Origin of the sequence: Terribacillus saccharophilus, assembly GCF_046592595.1 — a bacterium.
In the GTDB taxonomy this organism is placed as follows: Bacteria; Bacillota; Bacilli; order Bacillales; family Amphibacillaceae; genus Terribacillus; species Terribacillus saccharophilus_C.
The window spans coordinates 425,352-449,508 of sequence record NZ_JAWVPF010000002.1; the positions used below are offsets into that span (position 1 = coordinate 425,352).

The 24,157-nt window shown below is 46.5% G+C and carries 27 protein-coding genes; 2 read left to right on the forward strand and 25 right to left on the reverse strand.

What is annotated here, in order from left to right:
- Positions 1–122: 122 nt before the first annotated feature.
- The 9 genes from trmD to smc form a co-directional block, all read right to left on the reverse strand.
- A complete protein-coding gene (trmD, locus tag SFC25_RS04580) occupies positions 123–851 on the reverse strand; it encodes a tRNA (guanosine(37)-N1)-methyltransferase TrmD (protein WP_411214137.1) in 729 nt (242 codons plus the stop codon).
- Complete coding sequence (gene rimM, locus SFC25_RS04585; protein WP_411214138.1) at positions 848–1,369, reverse strand: ribosome maturation factor RimM; 522 nt, start codon at positions 1,367–1,369, stop codon at positions 848–850. The genes trmD and rimM overlap by 4 nt, the downstream gene beginning before the upstream one ends.
- Before the next feature lie 13 nt (positions 1,370–1,382).
- Positions 1,383–1,766 (reverse strand): YlqD family protein, encoded by a 384-nt coding sequence (locus tag SFC25_RS04590; RefSeq protein ID WP_411214139.1) that lies wholly within the window; start codon positions 1,764–1,766, stop codon positions 1,383–1,385.
- A 72-nt stretch (positions 1,767–1,838) separates the two neighbouring features.
- Positions 1,839–2,066 (reverse strand): KH domain-containing protein, encoded by a 228-nt coding sequence (locus SFC25_RS04595; protein ID WP_411214215.1) that lies wholly within the window; start codon positions 2,064–2,066, stop codon positions 1,839–1,841.
- Between the two features lie 14 nt (positions 2,067–2,080).
- Positions 2,081–2,353 carry a 30S ribosomal protein S16 gene (rpsP, locus tag SFC25_RS04600; protein WP_095217635.1) on the reverse strand — a complete coding sequence of 91 codons (273 nt, stop codon included), beginning with the start codon at positions 2,351–2,353 and terminating at the stop codon, positions 2,081–2,083.
- 79 nt (positions 2,354–2,432) lie between these two features.
- Positions 2,433–3,776, reverse strand: coding sequence for a signal recognition particle protein (gene ffh / locus SFC25_RS04605; protein WP_038560118.1), 1,344 nt, complete (start codon positions 3,774–3,776; stop codon positions 2,433–2,435).
- 12 nt (positions 3,777–3,788) lie between these two features.
- Positions 3,789–4,115, reverse strand: coding sequence for a putative DNA-binding protein (locus SFC25_RS04610; protein ID WP_411214140.1), 327 nt, complete (start codon positions 4,113–4,115; stop codon positions 3,789–3,791).
- 74 nt (positions 4,116–4,189) lie between these two features.
- Positions 4,190–5,200, reverse strand: a complete 1,011-nt coding sequence (ftsY, locus tag SFC25_RS04615) for a signal recognition particle-docking protein FtsY (protein WP_411214141.1) — start codon at positions 5,198–5,200, stop codon at positions 4,190–4,192.
- Positions 5,201–5,215: 15 nt separating this feature from the next.
- Positions 5,216–8,782, reverse strand: coding sequence for a chromosome segregation protein SMC (gene smc, locus SFC25_RS04620; protein WP_411214142.1), 3,567 nt, complete (start codon positions 8,780–8,782; stop codon positions 5,216–5,218).
- 135 nt (positions 8,783–8,917) lie between these two features.
- On the opposite strand from smc, the gene SFC25_RS04625 reads away from it, so the two are divergent.
- A complete protein-coding gene (locus tag SFC25_RS04625; protein ID WP_411214143.1) occupies positions 8,918–9,139 on the forward strand; it encodes a DUF1128 domain-containing protein in 222 nt (73 codons plus the stop codon).
- Between the two features lie 39 nt (positions 9,140–9,178).
- On the opposite strand, the gene rnc is transcribed toward SFC25_RS04625, so the two are convergent.
- The 11 genes from rnc to SFC25_RS04680 all read right to left on the reverse strand — a co-directional run bounded on the left by rnc (position 9,179) and on the right by SFC25_RS04680 (position 19,346).
- Entirely contained in the window at positions 9,179–9,862 is a 684-nt protein-coding gene (gene rnc, locus SFC25_RS04630; RefSeq protein WP_411214144.1) for a ribonuclease III, read from the reverse strand.
- 93 nt (positions 9,863–9,955) lie between these two features.
- Positions 9,956–10,189: an acyl carrier protein gene (gene acpP, locus SFC25_RS04635; RefSeq protein ID WP_093726628.1), complete on the reverse strand. Its 234-nt coding sequence runs from the start codon at positions 10,187–10,189 to the stop codon at positions 9,956–9,958.
- Between the two features lie 67 nt (positions 10,190–10,256).
- Positions 10,257–10,997, reverse strand: coding sequence for a 3-oxoacyl-[acyl-carrier-protein] reductase (gene fabG, locus SFC25_RS04640; RefSeq protein ID WP_411214145.1), 741 nt, complete (start codon positions 10,995–10,997; stop codon positions 10,257–10,259).
- Complete coding sequence (fabD, locus tag SFC25_RS04645; RefSeq protein WP_411214146.1) at positions 10,997–11,947, reverse strand: ACP S-malonyltransferase; 951 nt, start codon at positions 11,945–11,947, stop codon at positions 10,997–10,999. Before fabD ends, fabG begins: the two co-directional genes overlap by 1 nt.
- A complete protein-coding gene (gene plsX / locus SFC25_RS04650; protein WP_411214147.1) occupies positions 11,944–12,957 on the reverse strand; it encodes a phosphate acyltransferase PlsX in 1,014 nt (337 codons plus the stop codon). The genes fabD and plsX overlap by 4 nt, the downstream gene beginning before the upstream one ends.
- Before the next feature lie 3 nt (positions 12,958–12,960).
- Entirely contained in the window at positions 12,961–13,530 is a 570-nt protein-coding gene (gene fapR / locus SFC25_RS04655) for a transcription factor FapR (RefSeq protein WP_411214148.1), read from the reverse strand.
- Positions 13,531–13,605: 75 nt separating this feature from the next.
- Positions 13,606–15,642 (reverse strand): ATP-dependent DNA helicase RecG, encoded by a 2,037-nt coding sequence (gene recG, locus SFC25_RS04660; protein WP_411214149.1) that lies wholly within the window; start codon positions 15,640–15,642, stop codon positions 13,606–13,608.
- 5 nt (positions 15,643–15,647) lie between these two features.
- Positions 15,648–16,532: an L-serine ammonia-lyase, iron-sulfur-dependent, subunit alpha gene (gene sdaAA / locus SFC25_RS04665; protein ID WP_411214150.1), complete on the reverse strand. Its 885-nt coding sequence runs from the start codon at positions 16,530–16,532 to the stop codon at positions 15,648–15,650.
- 15 nt (positions 16,533–16,547) lie between these two features.
- Positions 16,548–17,210, reverse strand: coding sequence for an L-serine ammonia-lyase, iron-sulfur-dependent subunit beta (gene sdaAB, locus SFC25_RS04670; RefSeq protein ID WP_411214151.1), 663 nt, complete (start codon positions 17,208–17,210; stop codon positions 16,548–16,550).
- 96 nt (positions 17,211–17,306) lie between these two features.
- Positions 17,307–18,953 (reverse strand): DAK2 domain-containing protein, encoded by a 1,647-nt coding sequence (locus SFC25_RS04675; protein WP_411214152.1) that lies wholly within the window; start codon positions 18,951–18,953, stop codon positions 17,307–17,309.
- A 30-nt stretch (positions 18,954–18,983) separates the two neighbouring features.
- Entirely contained in the window at positions 18,984–19,346 is a 363-nt protein-coding gene (locus SFC25_RS04680; RefSeq protein ID WP_411214153.1) for an Asp23/Gls24 family envelope stress response protein, read from the reverse strand.
- Between the two features lie 218 nt (positions 19,347–19,564).
- On the opposite strand from SFC25_RS04680, the gene rpmB reads away from it, so the two are divergent.
- Positions 19,565–19,753 carry a 50S ribosomal protein L28 gene (gene rpmB, locus SFC25_RS04685; protein WP_038560076.1) on the forward strand — a complete coding sequence of 63 codons (189 nt, stop codon included), beginning with the start codon at positions 19,565–19,567 and terminating at the stop codon, positions 19,751–19,753.
- A gap of 83 nt (positions 19,754–19,836) precedes the next feature.
- On the opposite strand, the gene spoVM is transcribed toward rpmB, so the two are convergent.
- Genes spoVM through pknB form a run of 5 tightly spaced genes read right to left on the reverse strand, consistent with a single transcriptional unit; the run spans position 19,837 to position 24,156 of the window.
- Complete coding sequence (gene spoVM / locus SFC25_RS04690; RefSeq protein ID WP_369679055.1) at positions 19,837–19,971, reverse strand: stage V sporulation protein SpoVM; 135 nt, start codon at positions 19,969–19,971, stop codon at positions 19,837–19,839.
- Positions 19,964–20,608: a thiamine diphosphokinase gene (locus tag SFC25_RS04695; RefSeq protein ID WP_411214154.1), complete on the reverse strand. Its 645-nt coding sequence runs from the start codon at positions 20,606–20,608 to the stop codon at positions 19,964–19,966. Before SFC25_RS04695 ends, spoVM begins: the two co-directional genes overlap by 8 nt.
- Positions 20,609–20,611: 3 nt before the next feature.
- The gene (rpe, locus tag SFC25_RS04700; RefSeq protein ID WP_411214216.1) at positions 20,612–21,265 is read right to left on the reverse strand and encodes a ribulose-phosphate 3-epimerase; all 654 of its coding nucleotides are present in this window, start codon (positions 21,263–21,265) and stop codon (positions 20,612–20,614) included.
- A 2-nt stretch (positions 21,266–21,267) separates the two neighbouring features.
- Positions 21,268–22,152, reverse strand: coding sequence for a ribosome small subunit-dependent GTPase A (gene rsgA / locus SFC25_RS04705; protein WP_411214155.1), 885 nt, complete (start codon positions 22,150–22,152; stop codon positions 21,268–21,270).
- The gene (pknB, locus tag SFC25_RS04710; protein WP_411214156.1) at positions 22,153–24,156 is read right to left on the reverse strand and encodes a Stk1 family PASTA domain-containing Ser/Thr kinase; all 2,004 of its coding nucleotides are present in this window, start codon (positions 24,154–24,156) and stop codon (positions 22,153–22,155) included.
- Position 24,157 lies beyond the last annotated feature (1 nt).

Here is a 24,157-nt window from a genome sequence, read left to right on the forward strand (position 1 = left end):
ACTCCTTCTCACCAATGCTCATTCTCGCAAATTTACGACAGCGGAACATTGTAATATGGCGCTTACCGTTGTAAGCACAGCATTTAATATACCATACTTGGCCTATGAATTCAAAGCATTATTCAATCTTTTTGCCACTTTTTCACTTGATCGCGTTCTTTGTCGGACAGCTCTGCATCCGAAAGCAGATCTGGCCGTCTTGTGGCTGTCCGATAAAGCGACTGCTCACGCCGCCAAGCCTCGATTCTGCCATGATCGCCGGAAGTAAGCACTTCCGGCACCTGCATACCCCGGAAGTCAGCAGGGCGTGTATAGTGGGGATGTTCCAGCAGTCCGGTCGAGAATGAATCCTCAGGTGCAGATGCAGCATTGCCCAATACATCTGGCAGAAGACGGACAACACTGTCCATAACCGCCATCGCACCGATTTCTCCTCCAGTCAGTACATAATCCCCGATAGAGATCTCATCCGTTACAAGGTTCTCGCGAATACGTTCATCATATCCTTCATAATGACCGCAAATAAAGATCAAATGCTCTTCTTTCGCCAATTCCTCCGCTTTCTTCTGGTTATACGGCTCACCCTGCGGGCACATGAGAATGACACGAGGTTTGGCAGATCCCTCTGTCACATGTTCGATTGCATCGAAGATTGGCTGCGGCGCCAATACCATACCTGCTCCGCCGCCATATGGATAGTCATCTACTTTTTTATGTTTATTGGTTGTGAATTCCCTGAAGTTCACCAGATTGGGCTGAAAGGCTCCAAGCTCTTGCGCTCTTTTCAGTATGGAATGCTGCAGCACACCTTCGAACATTTCCGGGAAAAGTGTCAGGATGTCGATTTTCATAGATCTAGCAATCCTTCCATTGGTTCGATGACGATACGCTTGGCATCAACATCAATCTGTTTGACGACTGGTTCGATATACGGTATCAGCAGGTCTTTCTGTTTTGGTCTCTGTACGACCCAAACATCATTTGCACCAGGGGATAGGATCTCTTTTACTTTGCCAAGCATCTCTCCCTCGGCTGTCTCCACTGTACAACCGATGATTTCATGGTAATAGAACTCATCTTCTTCCAAATCGCTGAGCTGATCTTCACGGACTTTCAGGATACCGCCCTTCAATTCTTCCACTTGATTAATCGATGTATACCCCTGGAATGTAAGCAAATCGAAAGTTTTGTGCTTCCGGTGCGTGTTTACAATTAGTTTTTGCGGCTTGCTGTTTTCATCTTGGAACCAATATAGTTCTTCTCCTGGCTCAAAGCGTTCATCGAAATCCGTAATTCGAACAACACGGACTTCTCCAGCTATCCCATGTGTATTGACGACTTTTCCTACATTAAACATTTTTATATCCATAGTATCACCTTCATTATTCTATCCGGATGACAATGCCATCTTGGATGACGATTTTTTTCGTGGTAAGCTCGTCCCATTTCATGCCTACTTCAACTTCAACAAGAGCTTCAACCTCTTGGATCATGATCTCACTGCCAATCGGCAGTACGTCCAGCTGCGTTAGCTGGAATGCGATCGTAGCCGCTTTTTCCTCTCGTTTCCGGATCTCTGCCTGGAAACGCTTGTGCACATCCTGTTTGGATACACCTTGTTTCTTTTCGAGTTTCCGTTTCTCGAACAACAGCTGTTGACACTCTTGGTCAAGTTGACGCGCTGTCTTTTGAAGACGTTCTCTGATGGCTTTTTTGCTGGATTCAGTGATCACTTCATCGACGCGCAAGCTTCGGATAATCTTCATCGGACACCCCGGCTTTCTGCTGGAAAAGCTTTTTTTTACATTGTAAAAAAGGGAAAGGTTTCCCTCTCCCTTTTACATTATGTCCAGATAAATGCGTTTTTTATGATCAGCGGATGCAGCCCGCAGCACTGTGCGAAAGGCACGAGCATTACGGCCGTCCTTGCCGATCACTTTGCCAATATCAGATTCATGCACCTGAAGCTGATAGATGACCTTATGCTGCTCTTCCCTTTGACGCACGACGATATGCTCGGGAAAATCAACAAGCGGAGCAACCATCGCTTCAATGAGTGCTTTCAGAATCGATCAGCCCTTTACTTCTGGTTTTTTGAGTCGTGGAACTTTTTCAAGATTCCTTCGTTAGAGAAAAGGTTACGAACTGTGTCGCTTGGCTTAGCGCCTTTAGCCATCCAGTCCATCGCTTTTACTTCATCCAATTTAACCTCAGCTGGGTTAACTGTTGGGTTATATGTTCCGATTTGCTCGATAATACGTCCGTCACGAGGAGAACGAGAATCAGCAACTACGACACGATAGAAAGGGTTTCTTTTAGAACCCATACGTTTTAGACGAATTTTAACTGCCATGTTGTTGCACCTCCAAAATAATGTTTCTCACAAGATATGATTGTATCAGATTAAATAATCACTGTAAAGGGTTTTTACATTACATAAAAGGAAATTTCATTCCGCGCCCTTTTTTGCCCTTTTGCATGTTCGTCATTTGCTTCATCATCTTCTTCATATCTTCGAATTGTTTCAGAAGACGATTGACCTCGGAGACGCTGCGGCCAGAGCCTTTTGCGATCCGTTTCTTCCGGCTGGCATTGATTAAAGAAGGCTCCTGCCGTTCCTTGCGCGTCATCGATTGGATGATCGCTTCGACGTACACAAGCTGCTTCTCATCCAGCTGGACGTTCTTCATGTTCTTCATCTTGCCTGCTCCAGGAAGCATATCAAGAAGGTCACCAAGAGGACCCATTTTCTTCACCTGGCTCATCTGCTCCAGGAAATCGTCAAAGGTGAAGCTCATGCTGCGCATTTTCTCTTCCAAGTCACGCGCTTGCTTCTCATCGACATTTTCCTGCGCTTTCTCAATCAGGGAAAGCACATCTCCCATGCCGAGGATACGGGAAGCCATACGTTCCGGGTGGAAGGCTTCCAGCTGGTCCGTGCGTTCCCCCATACCGACGAATTTAATTGGCTTTCCAGTAACAGCCCGGATGGATAATGCAGCCCCGCCTCGTGTGTCACCATCGAGCTTTGTCAATACGACACCGGAAATATCGAGCTGGCTGTCAAAGCTCTCCGCTACGTTTACAGCGTCTTGACCTGTCATGGCATCCACCACCAGGAAGATTTCAGCAGGTTTGACGTTCGTTTTGATTTGTGTCAGTTCATCCATCAGCTTCTCATCTACATGCAGACGGCCCGCAGTATCAATGATGACATAATCATGATGCTCTTCTTTTGCTTTCTTGATCGCTTCATTCGCAATATCGACAGGGTTAGCTTCTGTCCCCATTGAAAATACCGGCAGGCTAAGCTGCTTGCCGAGCGTCTCCAGCTGGTCGATGGCTGCTGGACGATAGACGTCAGCTGCTACGAGCAATGGATTGCGGTTATGCTTCTTGCGCAGAAGGTTTGCAAGCTTTCCAGTTGTTGTCGTTTTACCTGCACCTTGCAAACCAACCATCATAATGACAGTCGGCGGTCTGTCTGCGACAGCAATCTTGCTCTGCTCGCCGCCCATGAGCTGTGTCAGTTCTTCCTGAACAACCTTGATGACCTGCTGGCCGGGTGTCAGGCTCTCCATTACTTCCTGTCCAATGGCCCGCTCTTTGATTTTGTTGATCAGCTGCTTTACAACTTTGAAGTTAACGTCTGCTTCCAAAAGAGCAAGTCGTACTTCGCGTGTCATTTCTTTTACATCTTGTTCTGTAACTTTACCGCGCCCGCGAATTTTCTGTATCGTACTCTGCAGTCGGTCGGCTAATCCTTCAAATGCCATGGAATCGACCTCCTAATCTAATTCTTTTATCTTTTGGATTAATTCTTTAGCACCGGGCTGGCTGCTGGAATCTGTTATTTCCTCCAGCTCATCCAGCAAAGCACTCCTCTCCTTGAAACGATCATAAAGATGCAGCTTTTTCTCATAGCTCTCAATCATCGCTTCGGTACGCCGGATATTATCATAGACTGCCTGACGGGAAACATCAAATGATTCCGCAATTTCCCCGAGTGACAGATCTTCCAGATAATACATTTCCATATAACTGCGCTGCTTCGGCGTTAGCAGTGCCTGATAAAAATCGAATAGATAATTCATCCGAGTTGTTTTCTCTAACATGCGCCGCACCCCTTGTTAAGTGAAATGCCTTTACAAAATTGTAGCCAACCTAGTGCGCAGCTGTCAAGAATCTGCTATTCTGCCTTTTCTTCATCCTGCATCAAATCAGCAAACAGACCATATACAAACGCATTTGGATCGAATTCCTGCAAATCCTCCATTTGTTCGCCGAGCCCGACAAACTTAACTGGGATCTTCATTTCGTTCCGGATTGCCAGTACAATACCACCTTTGGCTGTTCCATCGAGCTTGGATAAAACGATGCCTGAAACATTGGCTGTTTCTTGGAATGTCTTTGCCTGTGCAAGAGCATTCTGCCCTGTCGTTGCATCCAAGACGAGCAGCACTTCATGCGGAGCTCCAGGAACTTCACGTTCGATGACGCGATGTACTTTGTTCAATTCATTCATCAGGTTCACTTTATTTTGCAGACGTCCTGCCGTATCACAAAGCAAAACATCTGCACCGCGGGCCTGCGCTGCTTTGATACCGTCATAGATGACAGCTGCTGGATCACTGCCGGCATTATGGCGAATCACTTCTACACCAGTCCGCTCTCCCCATACTTGCAGCTGTTCGATCGCTCCAGCCCGGAATGTATCCCCGGCTGCCATGACGACTTTTTTGCCTTCCTGCTTCAGCTTATATGCCAGCTTACCGATACTTGTCGTTTTACCGACACCGTTGACGCCGACAAACAAGTAAATCGTAAGTCCTTCTTCATTTACTTTGAGCTTCTGCGGCTGCTCATCCTCATCGCCTTGGTAAATTTCAACCAGTTTTTCTGAGATAACATCCTTCAGCTGGATGCTGTCTTTGATATTCTGACGCTTTGCTTCCATTCGGAGCTCATCCACCAGATCCATCACTGTATTCACGCCTACGTCTGAAGCAATCAGTACTTCTTCCAATTCCTCAAAGAAGTCCTCATCCACTTTTCGATAGCGCGCCATTAGGTTATTCATCCGATCAGAGAAGGAAGTACGTGTCTTTTTCAGACCTTCTTTGTACTTTTCAGGTGCTTGCTGCTCTGTTTCATTGTTTGTATTGGAGAATTTGTTTTTCAGTTTCTGAAAAAAGCTCATTTTGTTCTTCCTTTCTTATACATTCACTAGTTCAGGTGCATCTTCCAGCCGTACAGATACCAATCTGGATACACCCGATTCTTGCATCGTTACGCCATACAGAACGTCCGCTTCCTCCATTGTACCCTTTCTGTGGGTAATGGCAATGAACTGTGTCTTTTCGCTGAATTGCTTCATGTATTGCGCAAAACGGCTGACGTTTGCATCATCCAATGCTGCTTCTACTTCATCGAGAATACAGAATGGTACAGGCCTTACTCGCAAAATAGCAAACAGCAAGGCAATTGCAGTCAAGGCGCGTTCTCCGCCTGAGAGCAATCCTAGATTCTGCAGCTTCTTGCCTGGCGGCTGTGCGATAATATCTACTCCGGTTTCCAGCAGATTATTGGAATCAGTCAGCTTCAGCTCCGCGTGACCCCCGCCAAAGAGCGAACGGAACACTTCCGTGAATTCTGTTTTAATCTTATTGAACACATCTTCGAACAGACGCTTCATTTCTTCATCCATTTCGTCAATTACAGCAAGCAATGTCGATTTCGCCTGATAAAGGTCATCCTTTTGTTCGGTAAGGAAGCTGTATCTTTCATTAATCCGGTCAAATTCCTCGATTGCACCTACATTGACGCTGCCAAGTTCCGAAATGGCACGTTTGATCAGCTTCACTTCTGTCCGGGCAGTTTCGATATCTTCTGCTCTTCCAAATGTCGCCAATGCTTTTTCGAAGGACAGGGAGTAGCTTTGCTGCAAATTCATCAGGCGGTTCTCCAGCTCCACATCCAAACGGTTGGAGCGGACTTCCTGATCTTGTACTTGCTGTACCAGATTCTGATGGAGACGATTCGCTTCTTTGACAGACACCTCTTCTTCCTGCACCCAGTCATAGCGCTCCTGCCGTTCAGCTTTACGCTCCTCGATCAAGGTTGTCGTCTGTTGTTTGTGCTGCTGCTTCACTGTGATCAGCTCAGCGATTTCTTCCTCTGTCTGGCCTTTCTCGCCAACTTCGGCCATTTGCTGCAGCACTCGCTGCTGCTCCTCATACTTCTGTTTCGTCAGATCCAGCTGCTCGGTGAACTCACGGAGACGCTGACGCTGATTTTCAAGCTTCGCAAGGCTTTCTGCCGAACGTATCTGCAGAGCCTGGTGTTCTTCCCGTTTAATTTCCTTTGTTTGCTGCCATGCCTGGTGGGCTTCTGTCAGCTCACTGATCTCCTGCTGTATATCCTGGAGCTTGAGATCCAAACCGGCAAGTTCAGCCTGCAGCTGCTCGATGCGCTTTTCCACTTCTTCCCGTTCTGCGTCATACTGCGCATTGTCCTGGTCATACATGGTGAGGTTGTCATTGGCATGCATAAAGCGGATACTCGTCTCGGTAAATGCTGCCTGGAGCTCCTGTTCTGCTTCCTGCAGCTGCTTCAAGGTATGCCGGGTTTCCTCAGCTGACGTCTCCAATTGCTGAAGTTCCTCTTTCAGCTGGGCAACCTTACGTTCAAATACTTCTGTTCGCGCCTGGAAATCAGATAATTTCTCTGTTACTTCCTGCATTTCCTTTTCTCTCGTAAACAGAGATTGACTGTTGCGCTTTTGCGCTCCCCCTGTCATAGATCCACCTGGATTTACGACATCACCTGTCAGCGTAACGACGCGGTATCTTCTGCCAAGAGCGGCAGCAATCGCATTGGCATGCTGCAGGTCTTCTGCAATGACCACATTTCCTAAAAGGAAATCGACTGCCCGCTTGTACTGCGGATCAACCTGAATGAGATCTGCCGCAATACCGATGAATCCTTCCCTATTAGAAGCATTCCCAAGCACATTCACCGGAATCTGTTTCGGCTGAATCGATGATAGCGGCAAGAATGTCGCCCGGCCATTATGCGTTTGTTTCAGCCAATTGATTGCCTGACGGGCACTCGCCTCTGTATCAACCACGATATGCTGTGCTTGTCCTCCCAGGGCGGTTTCCATCGCAGTGACGTACGCAGACGGTACATCGATCAGCTCGATGACAGCACCCTCGATACCTTCAAGCTTTTGATCCTGGCGCGCTTTGAGGACTGCTTTTACCCCTTGGAAAAATCCTTGAAACTCCTCTTTCATTTCCTGCAGCATCTCCTGCTTGGAACGAAGCTTCTCAATATGCTGGTAGCCAGTGTACAATTTGCTCTGTGCTTCCTGATACTGCTCCCGTTTCTGCGCAGCTTCCATCCGCAGTGAATCTGCTTTTTCCTCAGCCTGTTCGCGGCTTACGGTTGCATCTTTCAAACTTGCAGCCAATTGTTCTCGTTTTTCACTGATTTCATCACGATTCAAAACGACATCTTTATATTTGGTTCGCTGCCGTTCTTTTTTTGCGTCGATGCCAGTGAGCTGCTGTTTGAGTGAGTTTGTTTCATTGCGTTTGGCAGCTTGTTCATTCAGCAAATCGATGTAATCACTTTTCTTTTCTTCGATTTGTTCACTCAGATCTTCCTGTGTTCTGGATAACTGTTTATCCAAAGACCGCAAATCTGATTTGATTGTTTTATTCTCTGTATCCAATGCATCCAGGGCTGCTTGCTCCTGCCCGAGCTGTTTCAGCTGCTGACCCAGCGTAATTCCAAGCTGTTCTGTGTCTTTTTCCAGCTTTTCTTTGTTTTCTGCCAGATGCTTGGAGCGCTCATTCAACAGCTGTTTCTTGCCTTCCAAATTCTCAAGCTCTTGTGTCACGATCAGTAAGGAGGCTTGCAGTTCGTCAATAGAAGCATCCAGCGCATGCAATTCTGTCTTCTCCGACACCAGCAGCTGTTCTTTTTCTCCTATCGCCTGCTTCTGGATTTCAAGCTCACGTTTGTTCACTTCAAGCTCCTGAAGTACCGCTTGCCACTCCTTATGTAATTGCTCGATTTCAGCAACAAGCAATCCGATTTCGACATCTTTCAGCTGTGCTTTTTTCTCCAGAAAGTCTTTCGCAATTGCAGCTTGCTCACGTAATGGTTCCAGCTGCCCTTCAATTTCATACGTGATATCTTCAACTCGGTTTAGATTCTCCTGTGTTTCTGCCAGCTTATATTCAGCCTTCTTCTTCCGCTGCTTGTATTTCAGTACACCAGCAGCTTCTTCGAAGATAGATCGCCTTTCTTCCGGTTTGGAGCTCAGGATCTCCTCTACCTTTCCTTGACTGATGATGGAGAAGGCTTCCCTTCCTAAACCGGAATCCATGAACAAGTCAATGATGTCCTTCAGACGGCAGCTTTGGTTATTGATCAAAAATTGGCTTTCTCCCGAACGGAATACCCGTCTGGTCACACTCACTTCCTGATACTCCAGCGGTAACGTCTGATCGGCATTGTCCAATACAAGTGTCACTTCCGCCACATTTAGCGCTTTTCTCGTATCGCTGCCCTGGAAGATGATATCTTCCATCTTGGATCCTCGCAGACTTTTTGCCGACTGCTCGCCTAATACCCAGCGGATGGCATCGGTTATATTACTTTTCCCGCTTCCATTCGGACCCACCACTGCCGTTACACCTGGTACAAAGTCAAGTGTCACTTTTTCGGCAAATGATTTGAATCCGACGGTTTCTAATCGTTTCAGGAACATACTCATTCTCCTATATTGAAAGCTTATCGCTTATTTCTGCATTGTTATTGGTTTTTCTTTTGTTTTTAACTTATTTATTTTATCATAAAGTAAGGGTACATAATAGGTATCAATTACGTCAAAGGAGGCTCGCCTATGAAGCTCGAACAAGCATCAGAGGAGAACCTGTCCATCCTGATTAATGGCATTGCCGACCGGCTCGTTGTCGTCAACCGTGCCATCATGCAGCCAGAGGACTACAAGCTTGAGAAGTACCATGATATTAAGTTCTTATATGATCATATCGAATCAAAAGGACAGCTAAGTGTCTCGGAGACAGAAGCATTCATCCAGGAGCTGGCGAACTACCGAAAATAGAAAAAACGGCGGAGACTGACTTGTTCTCCGCCGTTTTTTCTATTTTGTTAAAGATTCCAACGCAATCCGGGCAGCCTGCTGCTCTGCTTCCTTTTTTGTCCGTCCTGTTCCAGTTCCGACAAGCTCTCCCTGAACCTTCAGCTCTGCAACGAATTCACGACTGTGGGCAGGACCTCTTTCATCAACGATCGTATACGTGATCACTTTATCTTTGTCCTGCTGGATAACCTCCTGCAGCCTGCTCTTATAATCCATCGCATGTGAAAAAGCACCTTGACTGATTTTTGGGAAGACGATTTTTTCAAAAAATCCGAGTACCACATCGAAATCCTGATCAAGATACAAAGCACCGACAAATGCTTCGAACACATCTGCCAGCAATGCAGGACGTGTTCTGCCTCCTGTGCGCTCTTCGCCTTTTCCAAGCAGCACATATGTACCAAGATCCATTTCTTTGGCGAACAGTACGAGGGATTCCTCTCTGACGATAGCAGCGCGTAACTTCGTCATATTCCCTTCCGGCATGTCAGGATAATGCTTGTACAGAAATTGTGATACACCAAGCTCCAATACAGCATCGCCGAGGAATTCCAAACGTTCGTTATCCGTCTTCTTCAGGTGACGATGTTCATTCACATAAGATGAATGGGTCAAGGCATTCTGCAATAAAGCTTCATCGTGGAAATGAATCCCAAGCTTCTCCTGCAGTGTATATAAGCTCATTCTGCTGTCCCCACTTTCCAATTGTTGTGATGATGCGGAGAAAGTCCCGCCTACAAAGTGACGGGACTTTCTCCTATGCATCTTATTTAAATCTTACTGTTTGCTGTTTATGTAGTTTACAGCGTCGCCAACAGTAGCGATTTTTTCCGCATCTTCATCAGAAATTTCCATGTCGAATTGATCTTCCAATTCCATAACCAATTCCACAACATCAAGGGAATCTGCTTCTAGATCTTCTTTGAAAGAAGCCTCTAGTGTTACTTTGGATTCGTCTACATCAAGACGATCAATAACGATTTGTTTTACTTGCTCGAATACATCTGCCATAGGAAATTCACCTCCCTTCAGTATTATAGGACATATTGTCCCGGAAAACTACAATTTTTTCATTGTCTTACATCACCATGCCGCCATCGATGTGCAGCGTTTGGCCTGTCATGTAGTTACTATCCTCGGATGCAAGGAAACGAACGACACGGGCAACGTCTTCCGGCTTGCCTGGTTTACCCAGCGGAATCATGCTTTGCATTGCCTGCTTCTGCTCATCTGTCATCTCATCCGTCATATCAGTCGTGATGAATCCTGGAGCAACTGCGTTCACTAGAACGTTTCTCGCAGCAAGCTCTTTGGCAGCCGTTTTCGTCAAACCGATGACTCCTGCTTTTGCAGCGACATAGTTGGCTTGTCCAGGGTTACCGCTGACCCCAACAATGCTCGCTACGTTGATGATACGGCCAGCCTTTTGTTTCATCATTTGACGAGTTACTGCTTTCGTGCAAAGGAATACACCTTTCAAATTCGTCTGGATGACTGCATCGAAATCTGCTTCCTTCATACGCATCAGCAGGTTGTCCCGCGTAATACCAGCGTTATTCACTAGTATGTCCAAACTTCCGAATGCTTCAATAGTCTGCTTGACCATATCTTTTACGCTTTCTTCTTCTGCTACATTCGCCTGGATTACGATCGATTCCTGCCCAAGGGCACGGATTTCCTCAGCAACGGCCTCTGCCTTTTCTTTGCTTCCGGAATAATTTACCGCTACATTCACTCCATTGCGCGCAAGTTCCAGCGCGATTTCTCTGCCAATCCCGCGGGATGCACCAGTAACGAGTGCTGCTTTACCTGATAGCATTATGCTTCCTCCTTGTACCACGTCAAGAATGCTTGCAATGATTCCGGATCTTGTACGTTGAAAGTTGTTGTACGGCGGTTGATTTTCTTCACTAATCCGCTAAGCACTTTTCCTGACCCCACTTCTACAATGGCATCCAGTTCATCATTTTGAAGCATATTGACAACAATCTCTTCGAAACGGACCGGAGAGTATAACTGCTGTACGAGCAGCTGCTCGATTTCTTTTTGATCCAGTACTTTTTCTGCTGTTACGTTTGCATAAACCGGTATGGATGCATCAGCTTTCTCCACGTCTGCCAGTACAGATGCGAATTCTTCTGCAGCCGGCTTCATCAATCTGGAATGGAACGGACCGCTCACGTTTAGCGGAAGCACACGTTTAGCTCCAGCTTCTTTCAAAAGAGGCTCGGCAAGTTCGATACCTTTTTTCGTACCGGAGATAACGATCTGACCAGGGCAGTTGATATTCGCAGCATCGACAATTTCGCTATGCTCCTTATCAACAGTCTCAAGAACGGCCTTGATGTCGTCCAAACTCAAGCCTAATACTGCAGCCATTGATCCTTCTCCTGCCGGATAGGCTTTTTCCATCAGCTGGCCGCGCTTGTTAACGAGCACAGCAGCTTCTTCTGCACGGAATACGCCCGCCGCAACAAGTGCACTGTATTCTCCTAAGCTGTGTCCGGCCGTAACGACTGGTTTGACACCCTCATTCTGCAATACTTGGTAAATAGCAGCACTTGTCAAAAGCAATGCCGGCTGAGCATTTTCTGTTTTCGTCAGCTCTTCTGCCGGACCCTCGAACATCAAAGGTGTAATAGGCTGCGGCAATAATTCGTCCGCTGCCTGGAAAAGACTTTTTACCTCGTTATATTCGTTGTACATCTCCTGAGCCATGCCCACTGCTTGTGAACCTTGTCCAGGGAATACAAAAGCTACTCGTTTCACTTAACGTCCTCCTCGTCCTGTTTCATGCTCTGTATCGTATCTTTGATGATTCCTGTTACATTATTTTCTGCCATTTGTTTGGTCTGATGGATTGCAACTTGGATGGCACGCGCATTGGAGGAACCATGCGCCTTCACAACTGGTGCAGCAAGACCAAACAATGCAGCGCCGCCATACTCCGCATATTCTGTGCTTGCTTTAAGTTCCTTCAATTCTGGTTTCATCATGCCAGCAGCAAGCTTTGTTTTCATATTCTTCAAGAATGCCTTCTTAATGATCGAGAAGAACATGGTTGCTGCTCCTTCAGTTGTTTTCAGCGCAATATTGCCGCTAAAGCCGTCCGTCACGACAACATCAAAATCCCCGGAAAGAAAATCCCGTCCTTCTACATTACCAATAAAGTTTATTGGTGCCTTACTTAAAAGCTCGAAAGCTTTCTTCGTAAGATCATTGCCCTTCCCTTCTTCCGTACCTACGTTGAGCAATCCTACGCGAGGATTTTCTATCCCGCGAACTTTTTCCGCATAGATGGAGCCCATCACGCCGTATTGCAATAGATGGTTTGCTTTAGCATCAATATTGGCGCCAACATCAAGCAGGACAAATCCTTTTCCATCCACTGTCGGAAGAGTTGGAGATAGTGCCGGACGCTCAATGCCTTTAATACGGCCGACGATCATCAGACCGGCTGTCATCAGTGCACCTGTATTTCCCGCAGAAACACAAGCATCGGCACGGCCTTCTTTCACTTCCTGAGCAGTAAGTACAAGTGACGATTGCTTTTTGCGCCGGATAGCCCGGACAGGTTCGTCGTCAGCAGTAATGTACTCCTCTGTATGTATGATCCGGATATTAGCCGGACGGATTTCACCTAAATGAGGCTCAATCTTGCTTTGATCCCCAACCAGTGTCAGCTCCAAGGATGAATCCTCTTTGGCTGCGAGCACGGCACCTTTGACAATCTCTTCCGGTGCATTGTCGCCGCCCATTGCGTCAATTGCAATTCGCATAACTTATTTCCCTTCTTTGACGCTCGAGCGGAACATCTCGAACGTTCCTTTGAATACTTCTTCTTGATCAACAGCACTATCCACTTGGATGACCGTCCGCTTCCTATCCTGTCTAATTACCTTAGCTTTGGCTACTACCCGCTCATGGAGTTTCACTTGTCTGGTGAAGGTGATTTCTGAATGGAAGGTGAGTGCGAACGGGTCATCGATCAGCGCAACAGCCAAGGAATTGGCCTGCGCAAACAGATGATGCCCTCTGGCAATCTGGTTCCGTGTGAAAACATGCTCTGGTTTTATATCCAATATACTGATCGCCCGTTCATCCAGCTCCAAATCGATGATTTCTCCGATTACCTCATCAATATTCATAGATTTCACGGTTTCATCCCACTGAGAATTAGCGACGTGCTTAATTCGTTCCCGCAGCTCCGGAATCGTCAGCTCCATACGATCCAAGCGGATTGTCTGTATGCTGACTGCGAATTTCTTCGCCAATTCCTCATCTGTTATGAACGGTGTTTTTTCAATCGTTTCACGCAGTAAGTCCTGTCTGTCTTTTTTGCTTCTTCTCATTTCTCCACCGCCAAAATTAAGACTAGGTACTAAAAGTAATATATAATAGCAGACCAGAATTTGCAACAGCCGTTTTTAGTCAAGCACATTCCCATTCAGCGCAAACTCTGTATCCAGCGCTTGTAATAAATTGCGATAAGCAGGGTCATTTTCCAGTCTTTCTTCTGCAATGATTTCTTCTGCATCCTTACGCGCAGTTTCAAGTGCCCGGTAATCATGCACCATATCGCCAACCTTGAATTCTGGAATACCGCTCTGCTTTTTACCGAAGAAATCACCTGGACCCCGCAGCTGCAAATCCTGTTCGGACAGCTCGAATCCATTCGTGGTTTCCGTCATGATACGCATACGCTCTTTTCCTATTTCACCTTTTGGCTCAGCAATCAATATACAGTAACTTTGTGCATCTCCACGACCTACACGCCCCCGGAGCTGATGCAGCTGGGATAACCCGAAACGCTCAGCATCATAGATGATCATAAGCGTAGCATTCGGAACATTCACCCCGACTTCCACTACTGTGGTGGAAACAAGAACTTGGGTTTCATTCTCTGCGAATTGCTTCATAACCGCATCTTTTTCATCAGAAGGCAAGCGTCCATGCATGAGGCCAACACGAATATCAGGCTCAAAGACAGCTGATAGCATTTGATGCAGATCGACTGCATTCTGGATGTCCAGCTTGTCCGACTCCTCTATCAGCGGACTTATGACGTATGCCTGATGTCCAGCTGCCACTTCCTTCCGAATGAAATCCAGTACCCGATCTATCGTATTTTCTTTTACCCAATATGTTTCTATTTCTTTACGTCCAGCTGGCATCTCATCGATAGCCGATACATCCATATCACCGAATGCTGTGATGGCCAGTGTCCGCGGAATCGGAGTAGCAGTCATGAACAAAACATCCGGATGAAGCCCTTTATCCCGAAGTGTTCGTCGCTGCGCAACGCCAAATCGATGCTGTTCATCGACTATAGCAAGTGCAAGATTTTTATAGTGTACTTCATCCTGAATCAGCGCATGTGTTCCAACAACAATGTCCACCTCGCCATTTACTATCTGTTCCAGGACAGCTTTCCGGCGCTTGCCTTTGACACTGCCAGTGAGCAGCGCAACTGTTGCAAAACCATCCAGCATACTGGATAAGGACTGTGCATGCTGTTCTGCTAAAATCTCGGTCGGAACCATGATGGCACCCTGTTTACCTGCTGTAACAGCCGCATAAAGCGCAACGGCTGCAACAGCCGTTTTACCGGAGCCAACGTCCCCTTGTAACAGACGGTTCATCCGGTAAGGAGAATGGAGATCACGCATAATATCCTTCAGCACACGCTGCTGTGCATTCGTCAATGTAAAAGGAAGCGTTGCTACAAAACCTTGTACCTTTTCTTTATCATAAGCTAAGCTTCCACCAGCGGACGCTTCCCTTTTTTGTTTTCGAATAAACTGCATTTTCAGCTGGAACAGCAAAAATTCTTCGTATGTGAATCGTCTCCGAGCATGAGCCAGCGCCTTTCTGTCAGGAGGAAAGTGCATATAATGCAATGCTGTTTTTCTATCTGGCAATTTATACGAAGCTAAAAATGATTCGGGCAGAATTTCCTCAATGTCCTCATCATACTGTTCCAGCGCCTGTTTTACACTTTTTTGCAGCTGTCGTACTGTCACTGTACCTTTCACACCGTAGACAGGCTGCACTGGTGTCAGCTCGTCTGCTCCGCCGACTTTGAAGTTACTGACAGTAAGCTGCAGACGATGCTGGTCCCATTTCCCTGTCATCGTCACCTTCTTGCCAGGCATCAGCTGCTTTTGGGCAAATGCACGATTGAACATGATCGCCTTCACTGCAACATTCTCAACCAACAGGGTTACAGTTAGTTTGTTCTTTTTCCGCCCGTAATATTGCACTTGGGCCGGTGAGGCGATCTCACCTTCAATCGTCACTTTATCATCATGAATCAGTTCAGCTAACGGCTGGACATCGAAAACGTCATACCGATACGGCAGATGAAAAAGGAGATCTTCGACTGTGAAGATCCCCATATTCGCCAATCCTTCCGCAAGCTTCGCACCGATCCCCTTGACTTGATCAACCGGTTGCTTCAGCACATTCCTCACTCTTTCCCTTTGTTTATCCCATAAATCATATCTGCCAGTCGGCGCCCTGTCGGCGTGGCAGCCAAACCTCCTTCGGCTGTTTCCCGAAGCGCTGATGGCATACTCTTGCCAATCCGGTACATTGCTCCGATCACTTCATCACAAGGTATTCTGCTTGTCACACCTGCCAGCGCCATATCAGCTGATACGATTGCATTAGAAGCACCAGCTGCGTTTCGTTTGATACACGGTACTTCCACCAAACCAGCGACTGGATCGCATACAAGACCCAGCATATTCTTTAATGTAATCGCAAATGCTTCGGCACTTTGTTCTGGTGATCCACCGGCCATTTCCACGACAGCTGCACTAGCCATCGCGGCTGCAGAACCTACTTCAGCCTGACAGCCGCCTTCAGCACCGCTGATGGATGCATTGTTGGCTACCACGAATCCAAATGCACCTGCTGTGAACAAGAAACGGATCATTTCTTCCCGAGTCGGATTTAATCTTTCTTTCACAGCAAATAAAGCTCCCGGCACACAGCCGGCACTACCTGCTGTCGGTGTGGCGCAAATCATGCCCATCGCTGCATTTACTTCGTTGGTTGCAACAGCCTTGCTTACGGCATCCAAAAGCAGATTGCCAGAAAGTGTGTTGCCTTTAGCCATATATTGCTGAAGCAAAACTGCATCATTTCCCGTCAGACCAGAGTGGGATGTTACACCTTGCAACCCCCGTTCCACTGCTTCCTCCATGATTACCAGATTCCGCTCCATCTGTCCCATTACTTCCTCGCGGGAACGTTGATGCACATCCATCTCCTGGCGAATCATCACCTCTGATATGGAAATACTGTCCGCCTTTGCTTGTTCAAGCAATTCCGCTACGTTGCGAAACATATTCATTCCTCCTGTTTAATTGATCAAGCGGGAAACACGGTTGATGTGAGAAGCTTTTTCCAATATATGCATCACATCATCTTCCACGTTTTGATCCGTCTCGATCACCATGAGCGCGTCCTTCCCGACATCCTTCCGGGAAACTTCCATATGCGCTATATTTATCTCGTGCTGTGCCAATATCTGCGTCACGGAAGCTATCGCACCAAAACGATCATTATGCATTATCAAAATAGCCGGCTTATTGCCCGACATACGCAGTTCAAAGCCGTTCAGCTCTGTGATTTCCACTTTTCCGCCGCCGATAGATACTCCTACCAGCTCCATGCTGCTTTCTTCTGTACCCAGCTTGATTCTTGCTGTGTTTGGATGTTCCGTAGCAGCTGTATCTTCAATGAATTCAATTTTCATATTTTGTTTTTTTGCTGTCTCCAATGCGAACCTGATTCGATCATCATCTGTATCATAGCCGAGCAGGCCGCCGGCAATCGCCAAGTCCGTGCCATGACCGCGATACGTTTTCGCAAACGAGCCATATAAATGTACCGTTGCCCAAGTCGGTTCTATTCCAAAGATCAATCTTGCTGCGCGGCCGATACGAGCCGCTCCGGCAGTATGCGAACTGGATGGACCGACCATGACCGGCCCGATAATATCGAATACGGATTGATATTTCATAGGATCACTCCTTCTTCTTCTATTTTAGCATGCATCACACATATGTTCCTACTGCAACCATTGAAAAAAGCTCCCGTCAAGGAGCTTTCCCCGTAATTATTCAACTGCGACCAAGTACGTGTATACAGGCTGATTTCCTTCGTGGATCTCCAATTCCGCTTCAGGGAATTTTCCTTCTACGAAATCCTCCAAGCGATCTTCAGCGTCGGCCGCGTCTTCTCCGCGAATAACTGTAATCAATTCATCCTCTTCACTGACCATTTGCTCAAGAAGCAGCTCAAGCGCTTCTTCCGCGCTGGAAGCAGCTGCTATGATCTTGCTTTCATGGATTGCGATAAATTGACCTTCTTTTATTGCTACTCCCTCGATTGTCGTATCACGAACAGCATGTGTCACTTGTCCGGACTTCACTTGAGAGATTGCTTCTGTCATAGCCTCAGCATTGCTTTCTGCTTGCTGGGAAGCATCGAAAGCTAGCAATGAACGCATCCCCTGCGGCACCGTCTTCGTCGGAACGACAAATGCTTGCACCTCGGCCATTTCAGCTGCCTGCTCAGCAGCCATGATGATATTCTTATTATTAGGAAGGATATAGACAGAATCTGCATTGGCTGCTTTAATGGCATCCGCAATGTCCTGTGTGCTTGGATTCATGGTCTGTCCGCCTGAGATGACTACATTTGCTCCAAGACTCTCAAACAATGCTTTCACACCATCTCCCATTGCTACCGTTACAATGGCATGCTGATTGCGTTCCTTCTTTTCTTTCGTACCGACAATCGCTGCATGCTGTTCCCGCATATTTTCTATTTTCATATTGATCAAACTGCCGAATGCCTGGCTATATGTCATCACTTCACCAGGATACTCTGTGTGAATATGCACCTTCACAACATCTTCATCAGCTACAACAAGCAAGGAATCGCCTCTGCCGTTCAATTCCTCACGATACGCCTGCTCATCGAAAGGATGTTCCTTCAGCTTGTCCGCTTCGAATTTGACCATAAATTCTGTGCAATAGCCATATGTGATATCAGCTGTATCCAAAAAGTCCTGCGCCTGCTTATGATGCTCCGCACTGACGAGATTCTCCATCTTGCCATGCTGTACCTCCGCAGGCAGTTCTTCTCCTGTCAATGCTGCAAGGAATCCTTCATAAACAGTGACCAGACCTTGACCTCCGCTGTCCACAACACCGACTTCCTTCAAAACTGGAAGCAAATCAGGTGTACGGCTTAAACTTTCTTTTGCAGATTCCACCACATATCTGAACAGCTGGATTGGATCCGCCTCAGACTTGGATTTTTCGACTGCAGCTGCTGCAGCATCCTTTGCTACTGTAAGGATTGTTCCTTCAACAGGCTTCATCACAGCTTTATAAGCCGTTTTGACTCCTGCATCCAATGCATTGGCCAGCTGACCGGCTGTCAGATCCTTTTGCCCTTCCAATGCTTTGGCAAAGCCACGGAAAAGCTGAGAGAGGATGACTCCAGAGTTACCCCTTGCTCCCATCAGCAGACCTTTGGCAAAAGCAGCAGCAAGCACGCCGACTTCTTCACTATCGGACTCTTGCACAGCTTTTGCCCCAGACGTCATCGTCAAATTCATGTTTGTCCCCGTATCGCCATCTGGCACAGGAAATACATTAAGCGCATCAATCGTCTCAGCGTTATTCGCCAGATGATGTGCACCAGTCAGCAGCATTCCCGCAAATGTCTTTCCATCCACATTTCCAACACTCAAACTGTTTCCTCCTTAAATCTGCCGGCTATCCTAGTCTGCAGAAACACTGACGCCTTGTATATAAATGTTCACAGAGCTCGTCAGTACGCCCAATGCCCGATCCAATGTATATTTCACTTGGGACTGCACATTATGTGCAACCTCGGATATCTTCGTTCCATAACTTACAATAATATGCAAGTCGATCTGGACTTTGTTATCCGCCTGGGTAACAACTATCCCTTTCGAGTAGTTCTCCCTGCGGAGAATTTCTGCTATGCCGTCACGTAATTGATGTTTGGAAGCCATACCCACGATGCCGTAGCATTTTACCGCGGCACTTCCTGCCAATGTTGCGATCACATCCGTGGCGATCGTAATACTTCCATCTTCTGTATTCAGATGAAGGGTCATACGGCTCCTCCTAACGCTTCTCAAATCTATCCCTACTATACTATATGGAAGCTCCATTTGAAAGCGGATTAAAATTAGCCCTTTTTACAATGCCAGCTAAACAGATTACTGTCAAGTAATTTTTCTTGATATATTTTTGTTAGATTATTGCATTACGTGCCGAGTTGTGATAAATTTGTTTAGTGTTACAAACTACTCGTAATATTAGGAGGGATAACATGGGACGCAAATGTGTAATCACAGGACGTACTACTCGTTCTGGTAATGCTCGTTCTCATGCCATGAACGCTAATAAACGTACTTGGAAAGCAAACGTTCAAAAAGTTCGCATTCTTGTTGACGGTAAACCGAAAAAAGTTTACGTTTCAGCTCGTGCGCTTAAAAAAGGTAACATCGAACGCGTATAAATAGCATTTCTAAAATACTTTTATGGTAGCATTCGCATGCGACAAAAAAAGCACCCTTTTTCAAAAGGAGTGCTTTTTTTGTGCTAATCTTTTTTAAACGTTCCGATAATGACGCGGACAAAGCCACCGATGAACCTCGGGAGTTTAAAGGTATAAAATTTCATAAGATCCCCTTCCTCCTTTTTCCTGAGCAGCCTAACGCTGTAGCTTTTAAACATCCTTGCTCTTTATCATTATTACTATGCCTGAAGCGAATGAATAAGTACCAGTTTGTGCAACAAGCTCATTGGAGATGGACAATGTTTCTCCCCAATGGATTGAAGCATCTGTTAAAGGATATTTAAAGCCAGTCAATGTTAGACCAGTAACTTGCTCGGAGAAGGAAAGAAATGATATATATCGGTATGTATCATCTTGTTCTGTCCGGTATGAGCCCGGTCGGTGCATCCGGATATTGTTTTGCGAATCAATGATCACTGCTTGCTCGAAACTGTCAAGCAGCCGGTAAAGCATCTGGATGTTGATCAGTTCATGATCAAGCCTTCCGCCAGTCACTCCATATACTGCTACATAAGCGGCGCCCATTTCTTCCGCTTGCCGAATCGCGAGTTCAAAATCCGTTTCATCTTTTTCGGGCGGATAAACCAGCACCTGATCTGCATACTGACGGATCGTAAGCAATTCTTCTTCTGATACAGAATCAAAATCACCGATTGCCACTTTCATCCGGATGCCGGCAGATGCAAGTGCCAATGCACCTGCGTCTGCTCCGATCCAAACGTGATGATGTTCAGAGTGTAAGTCCGGCAGTCTACCTGCACCGCCGACAAGCCCGATACTAAGCTTGGTACTCATACTTCATTCAGCTGCTTTCCGGATTGCCGCAATTGCTTCAGCCCGGTCTTCCTGATTATAGACAGCACTTCCGGCAACTAACACATCCGCCCCTGCATCCGTACATAGACCTGCTGTTTCGATATTCACACCGCCATCTATCTCGATTTCAAAATCAAGCTCGAGTGCTTCGCGAAGCTTGGACAGCTCTTCTACTTTCTTCAGCACGGAAGGAATAAATCGCTGGCCGCCAAAGCCCGGATTCACCGTCATCAATAACACCATGTCCAACTCTGGCAAGATCTCTTCAATCAAGCTGACCGGAGTGGCAGGATTCAATACTACGCCAGCTTTTACTCCTTGTTCTTTGATCATCATGATTGTACGGTGCAAATGGACACAAGCTTCTTGGTGCACTGTAATGATATCGGCTCCAGCCTTGACGAAAGCCTCAATGTATTGATCCGGATTTTCGATCATCAAATGCACATCAAGGGGCAGCTTCGTCACAGGACGGATTGCCTCTACGATAAGGGGGCCGATCGTTATATTCGGGACAAAATGACCGTCCATGACATCAACATGGATGTAGTCGGCTCCGCCCTGTTCCACATCCCGAATTTCATTTGCCAAATTGGCGAAGTCAGCTGAAAGAATAGATGGTGCGATTTTCGTCATCATTAATACCTCGGCTTTCTCGATTTGATTTCCTCTAGGAACTGCAGATAATGCGTGTAGCGGTATTCAGGGACCTCTCCTGATTCGACCGCTAGTTTTACCGCACATTTCGGTTCCTTGTGATGCATGCAGCCCCTGAATTTACAGTCGTCTTCTCTTGCCCTGAATTCAGGGAAACAAGATGGCAGCTCCTCAGCTTCCAGTTCAGTGAACTCCAATGAGCTGAATCCGGGTGTGTCCGCTACAAGGCCGCCGCCGATTGGTATAAGTTCCACATGCCTTGTCGTATGGCGTCCGCGACCCAGACTTTCGGATATCTCATTTGTTTCCAATTCCAGATGCGGATCAATAGCATTCAGCATCGAAGACTTGCCGACACCTGACTGACCTGCTATGACTGAAATCTTATCTTTCATATGGAGCTGCACTTGCTCCAAATTGGTTTCTTCTTTGGAGGAAAGCATCTCAACCGAATATCCAATCTCTTGATAGTCCTTTTTAAAAGCTTCAATTCTATCCAATTGATCGTCTGACAGCATGTCCATTTTCGTAATGAGGATGATTGGCTCGATAGCTTTTGATTCCACCAATACAAGGAATCGGTCAAGCAATGCTGTGCTGAAATCCGGCTGTGCTGCAGATGTTACGATGATTGCCTGATCGATATTGGCAATCGGCGGCCTGACAAGCTCATTCTTCCGCGGGCGTACATCCAGTACATAGCCTTCTTGCTTCGTCTCAGCTTCGAATTCTACTTGGTCACCGACCAACGGTGTTATCTTCTGTTTTCGGAATACACCTCTGCCACGGCATTGATAGGTCTCTCCGTCTTCTGTAAGCACGTAATAAAATCCGCTCAGTGCTTTCATAATCTTACCTGATGGCATTTATTCACCTTCCCTGTCTTCATACGGAACCGTTTTTTCCAAAACTACTTCATCATCACGCAAAACACGATATTCAGCTTCTCCGCCAGCAGGTATGCTGAGCGTAAGCGTAATTTCCTCATCTTCTGTGATCGTACGTTCATCATAGAGCTCCGTTACATCATGATCTGCATCTCCTACATAAAGCTGGACTGTCTGCGGGACAGGATCATCTTGTGTCTCTCCATCTTGTCCTTCTTCACCCTCTTGAGTATCAGCTGGCTCATAAGGAACAGTAAATGTTACCGTATGCGTCGCAGGAGGCAGATTCTCCGGACCAGTTGAAACATACAAATCAACGCTGCCATTTTCTTCAATTGATTGTCCTGATCCTGGATCATGCCGAATCACGACACCTTCTTCGATTTCATCTGACGGTTGTTCGATAAAGTTGCCATCCAAATCATTTTTATCTAAATAGGATTGCGCTTCCTCTTCCGTCATCCCAATCAAATCTGTCAACGTCACTGCTTCCGGTCCTTTGCTTACTTCAAAAATGACTGTTGTATCCTCTGGGACCACCTTTGATCCCGCTTGCGGCTGTATTTGAGAGATAATCGTACCTACTGGCTCATCAGAGAACTCCTCATAAGAGCGTACATTTTTATAACCCTTATCATCCAATAGTTTTTCCACTTGGGAAAATGTTTTTCCCTCGTAATCATCAAATTCTTCTTTTTCCTTGCCGATACTTGTATAGACTGTCACACTGGTACCTTCTTTGATCTTACTGCCAGCTGAGGGATCTGTCTTGACGACACTTCCTTCTTCTACCGTATCAGAAGCGGTCGCTTCCCGTTTTACGTGCAAATCAAGGTCAGATAGCTTATCGACAGCATCTGCGTAAGAATCCCCTCTTACATCGATCATCGTAACTTCTTTTGGTGCTGTAGCAAGTACGATACCTACGCCTGCACCCGCAAGCAATAAGAGTATGACAGTAATCCATATAAGCACTTTCCATCGTTTTTTCTTCTTTTTCGGTTTTTTCTGCTCTTCTTGTTTCGGTGGATTCGTATGACCGTTATGTACGATCGTATCAGCTAACGACGCTTTATTCAGATCCTTCTCCGAAATGATCGGAATAGCTTTCGTAGTTTCTCCATCATCCTTCGGCGGCGCGTAACGCGGTTCATCCGCCCGGGACGGATTCAGACATGTTTCCAAGTCCGTCTCCATATCGTATGTGCTCATATAACGGTAAAAAGGGTCTTTGGTAGTAGCTTTTAATACGATATTTTCGACACTTTGCGGAATATCGCCAGCCCATCTTCTGACGGATGGTGTGTCCGTCTGAAGATGCTTCAAAGCAATACTGACGGCTGATTCACCGGAGAATGGCAAACGACCAGTTAGCAATTCGAACATGACAATACCTAGGGAATAAACATCTGACTTCTTGGTAGCTATGCCTCCCCTGGCTTGTTCGGGTGACAAATAGTGCACAGAACCCAACATGGCATTCGTCTGTGTCAATGATGTCGCACTCAACGCTGTGGCGATGCCAAAATCGGTTACTTTTACTTTTCCATAGTCATCTATCAGGATATTCTGCGGTTTGATGTCACGATGAACGATTCCATTCGCGTGTGCGTGTGAAATCGCGGAAGTGACTTGTTTCATTATATCGACTGTATCAGGTACCACAATTGGACCATGCGTCTGTATGTACTGCTTCAATGTCATTCCGCTGACATATTCCATGATCATATAGTAGATGCCTTCCTCATCCCCCACATCATATATCGTAACGATATTCGGATGTGAAAGACTGGTTGCCGCGTGGGCTTCCCGGTGAAACCTTGCAATGAATTCATCATCATTCGCATATTCCAGCTTCAGGACTTTGATGGCGACTTCGCGATCGAGGATGATATCCTGGCCAAGATAAACATTTGCCATACCGCCTCCGCCGATCAGACGGTGAATTTCGTACCGTTCATTCAGCGTACGTCCTTCGAGCATG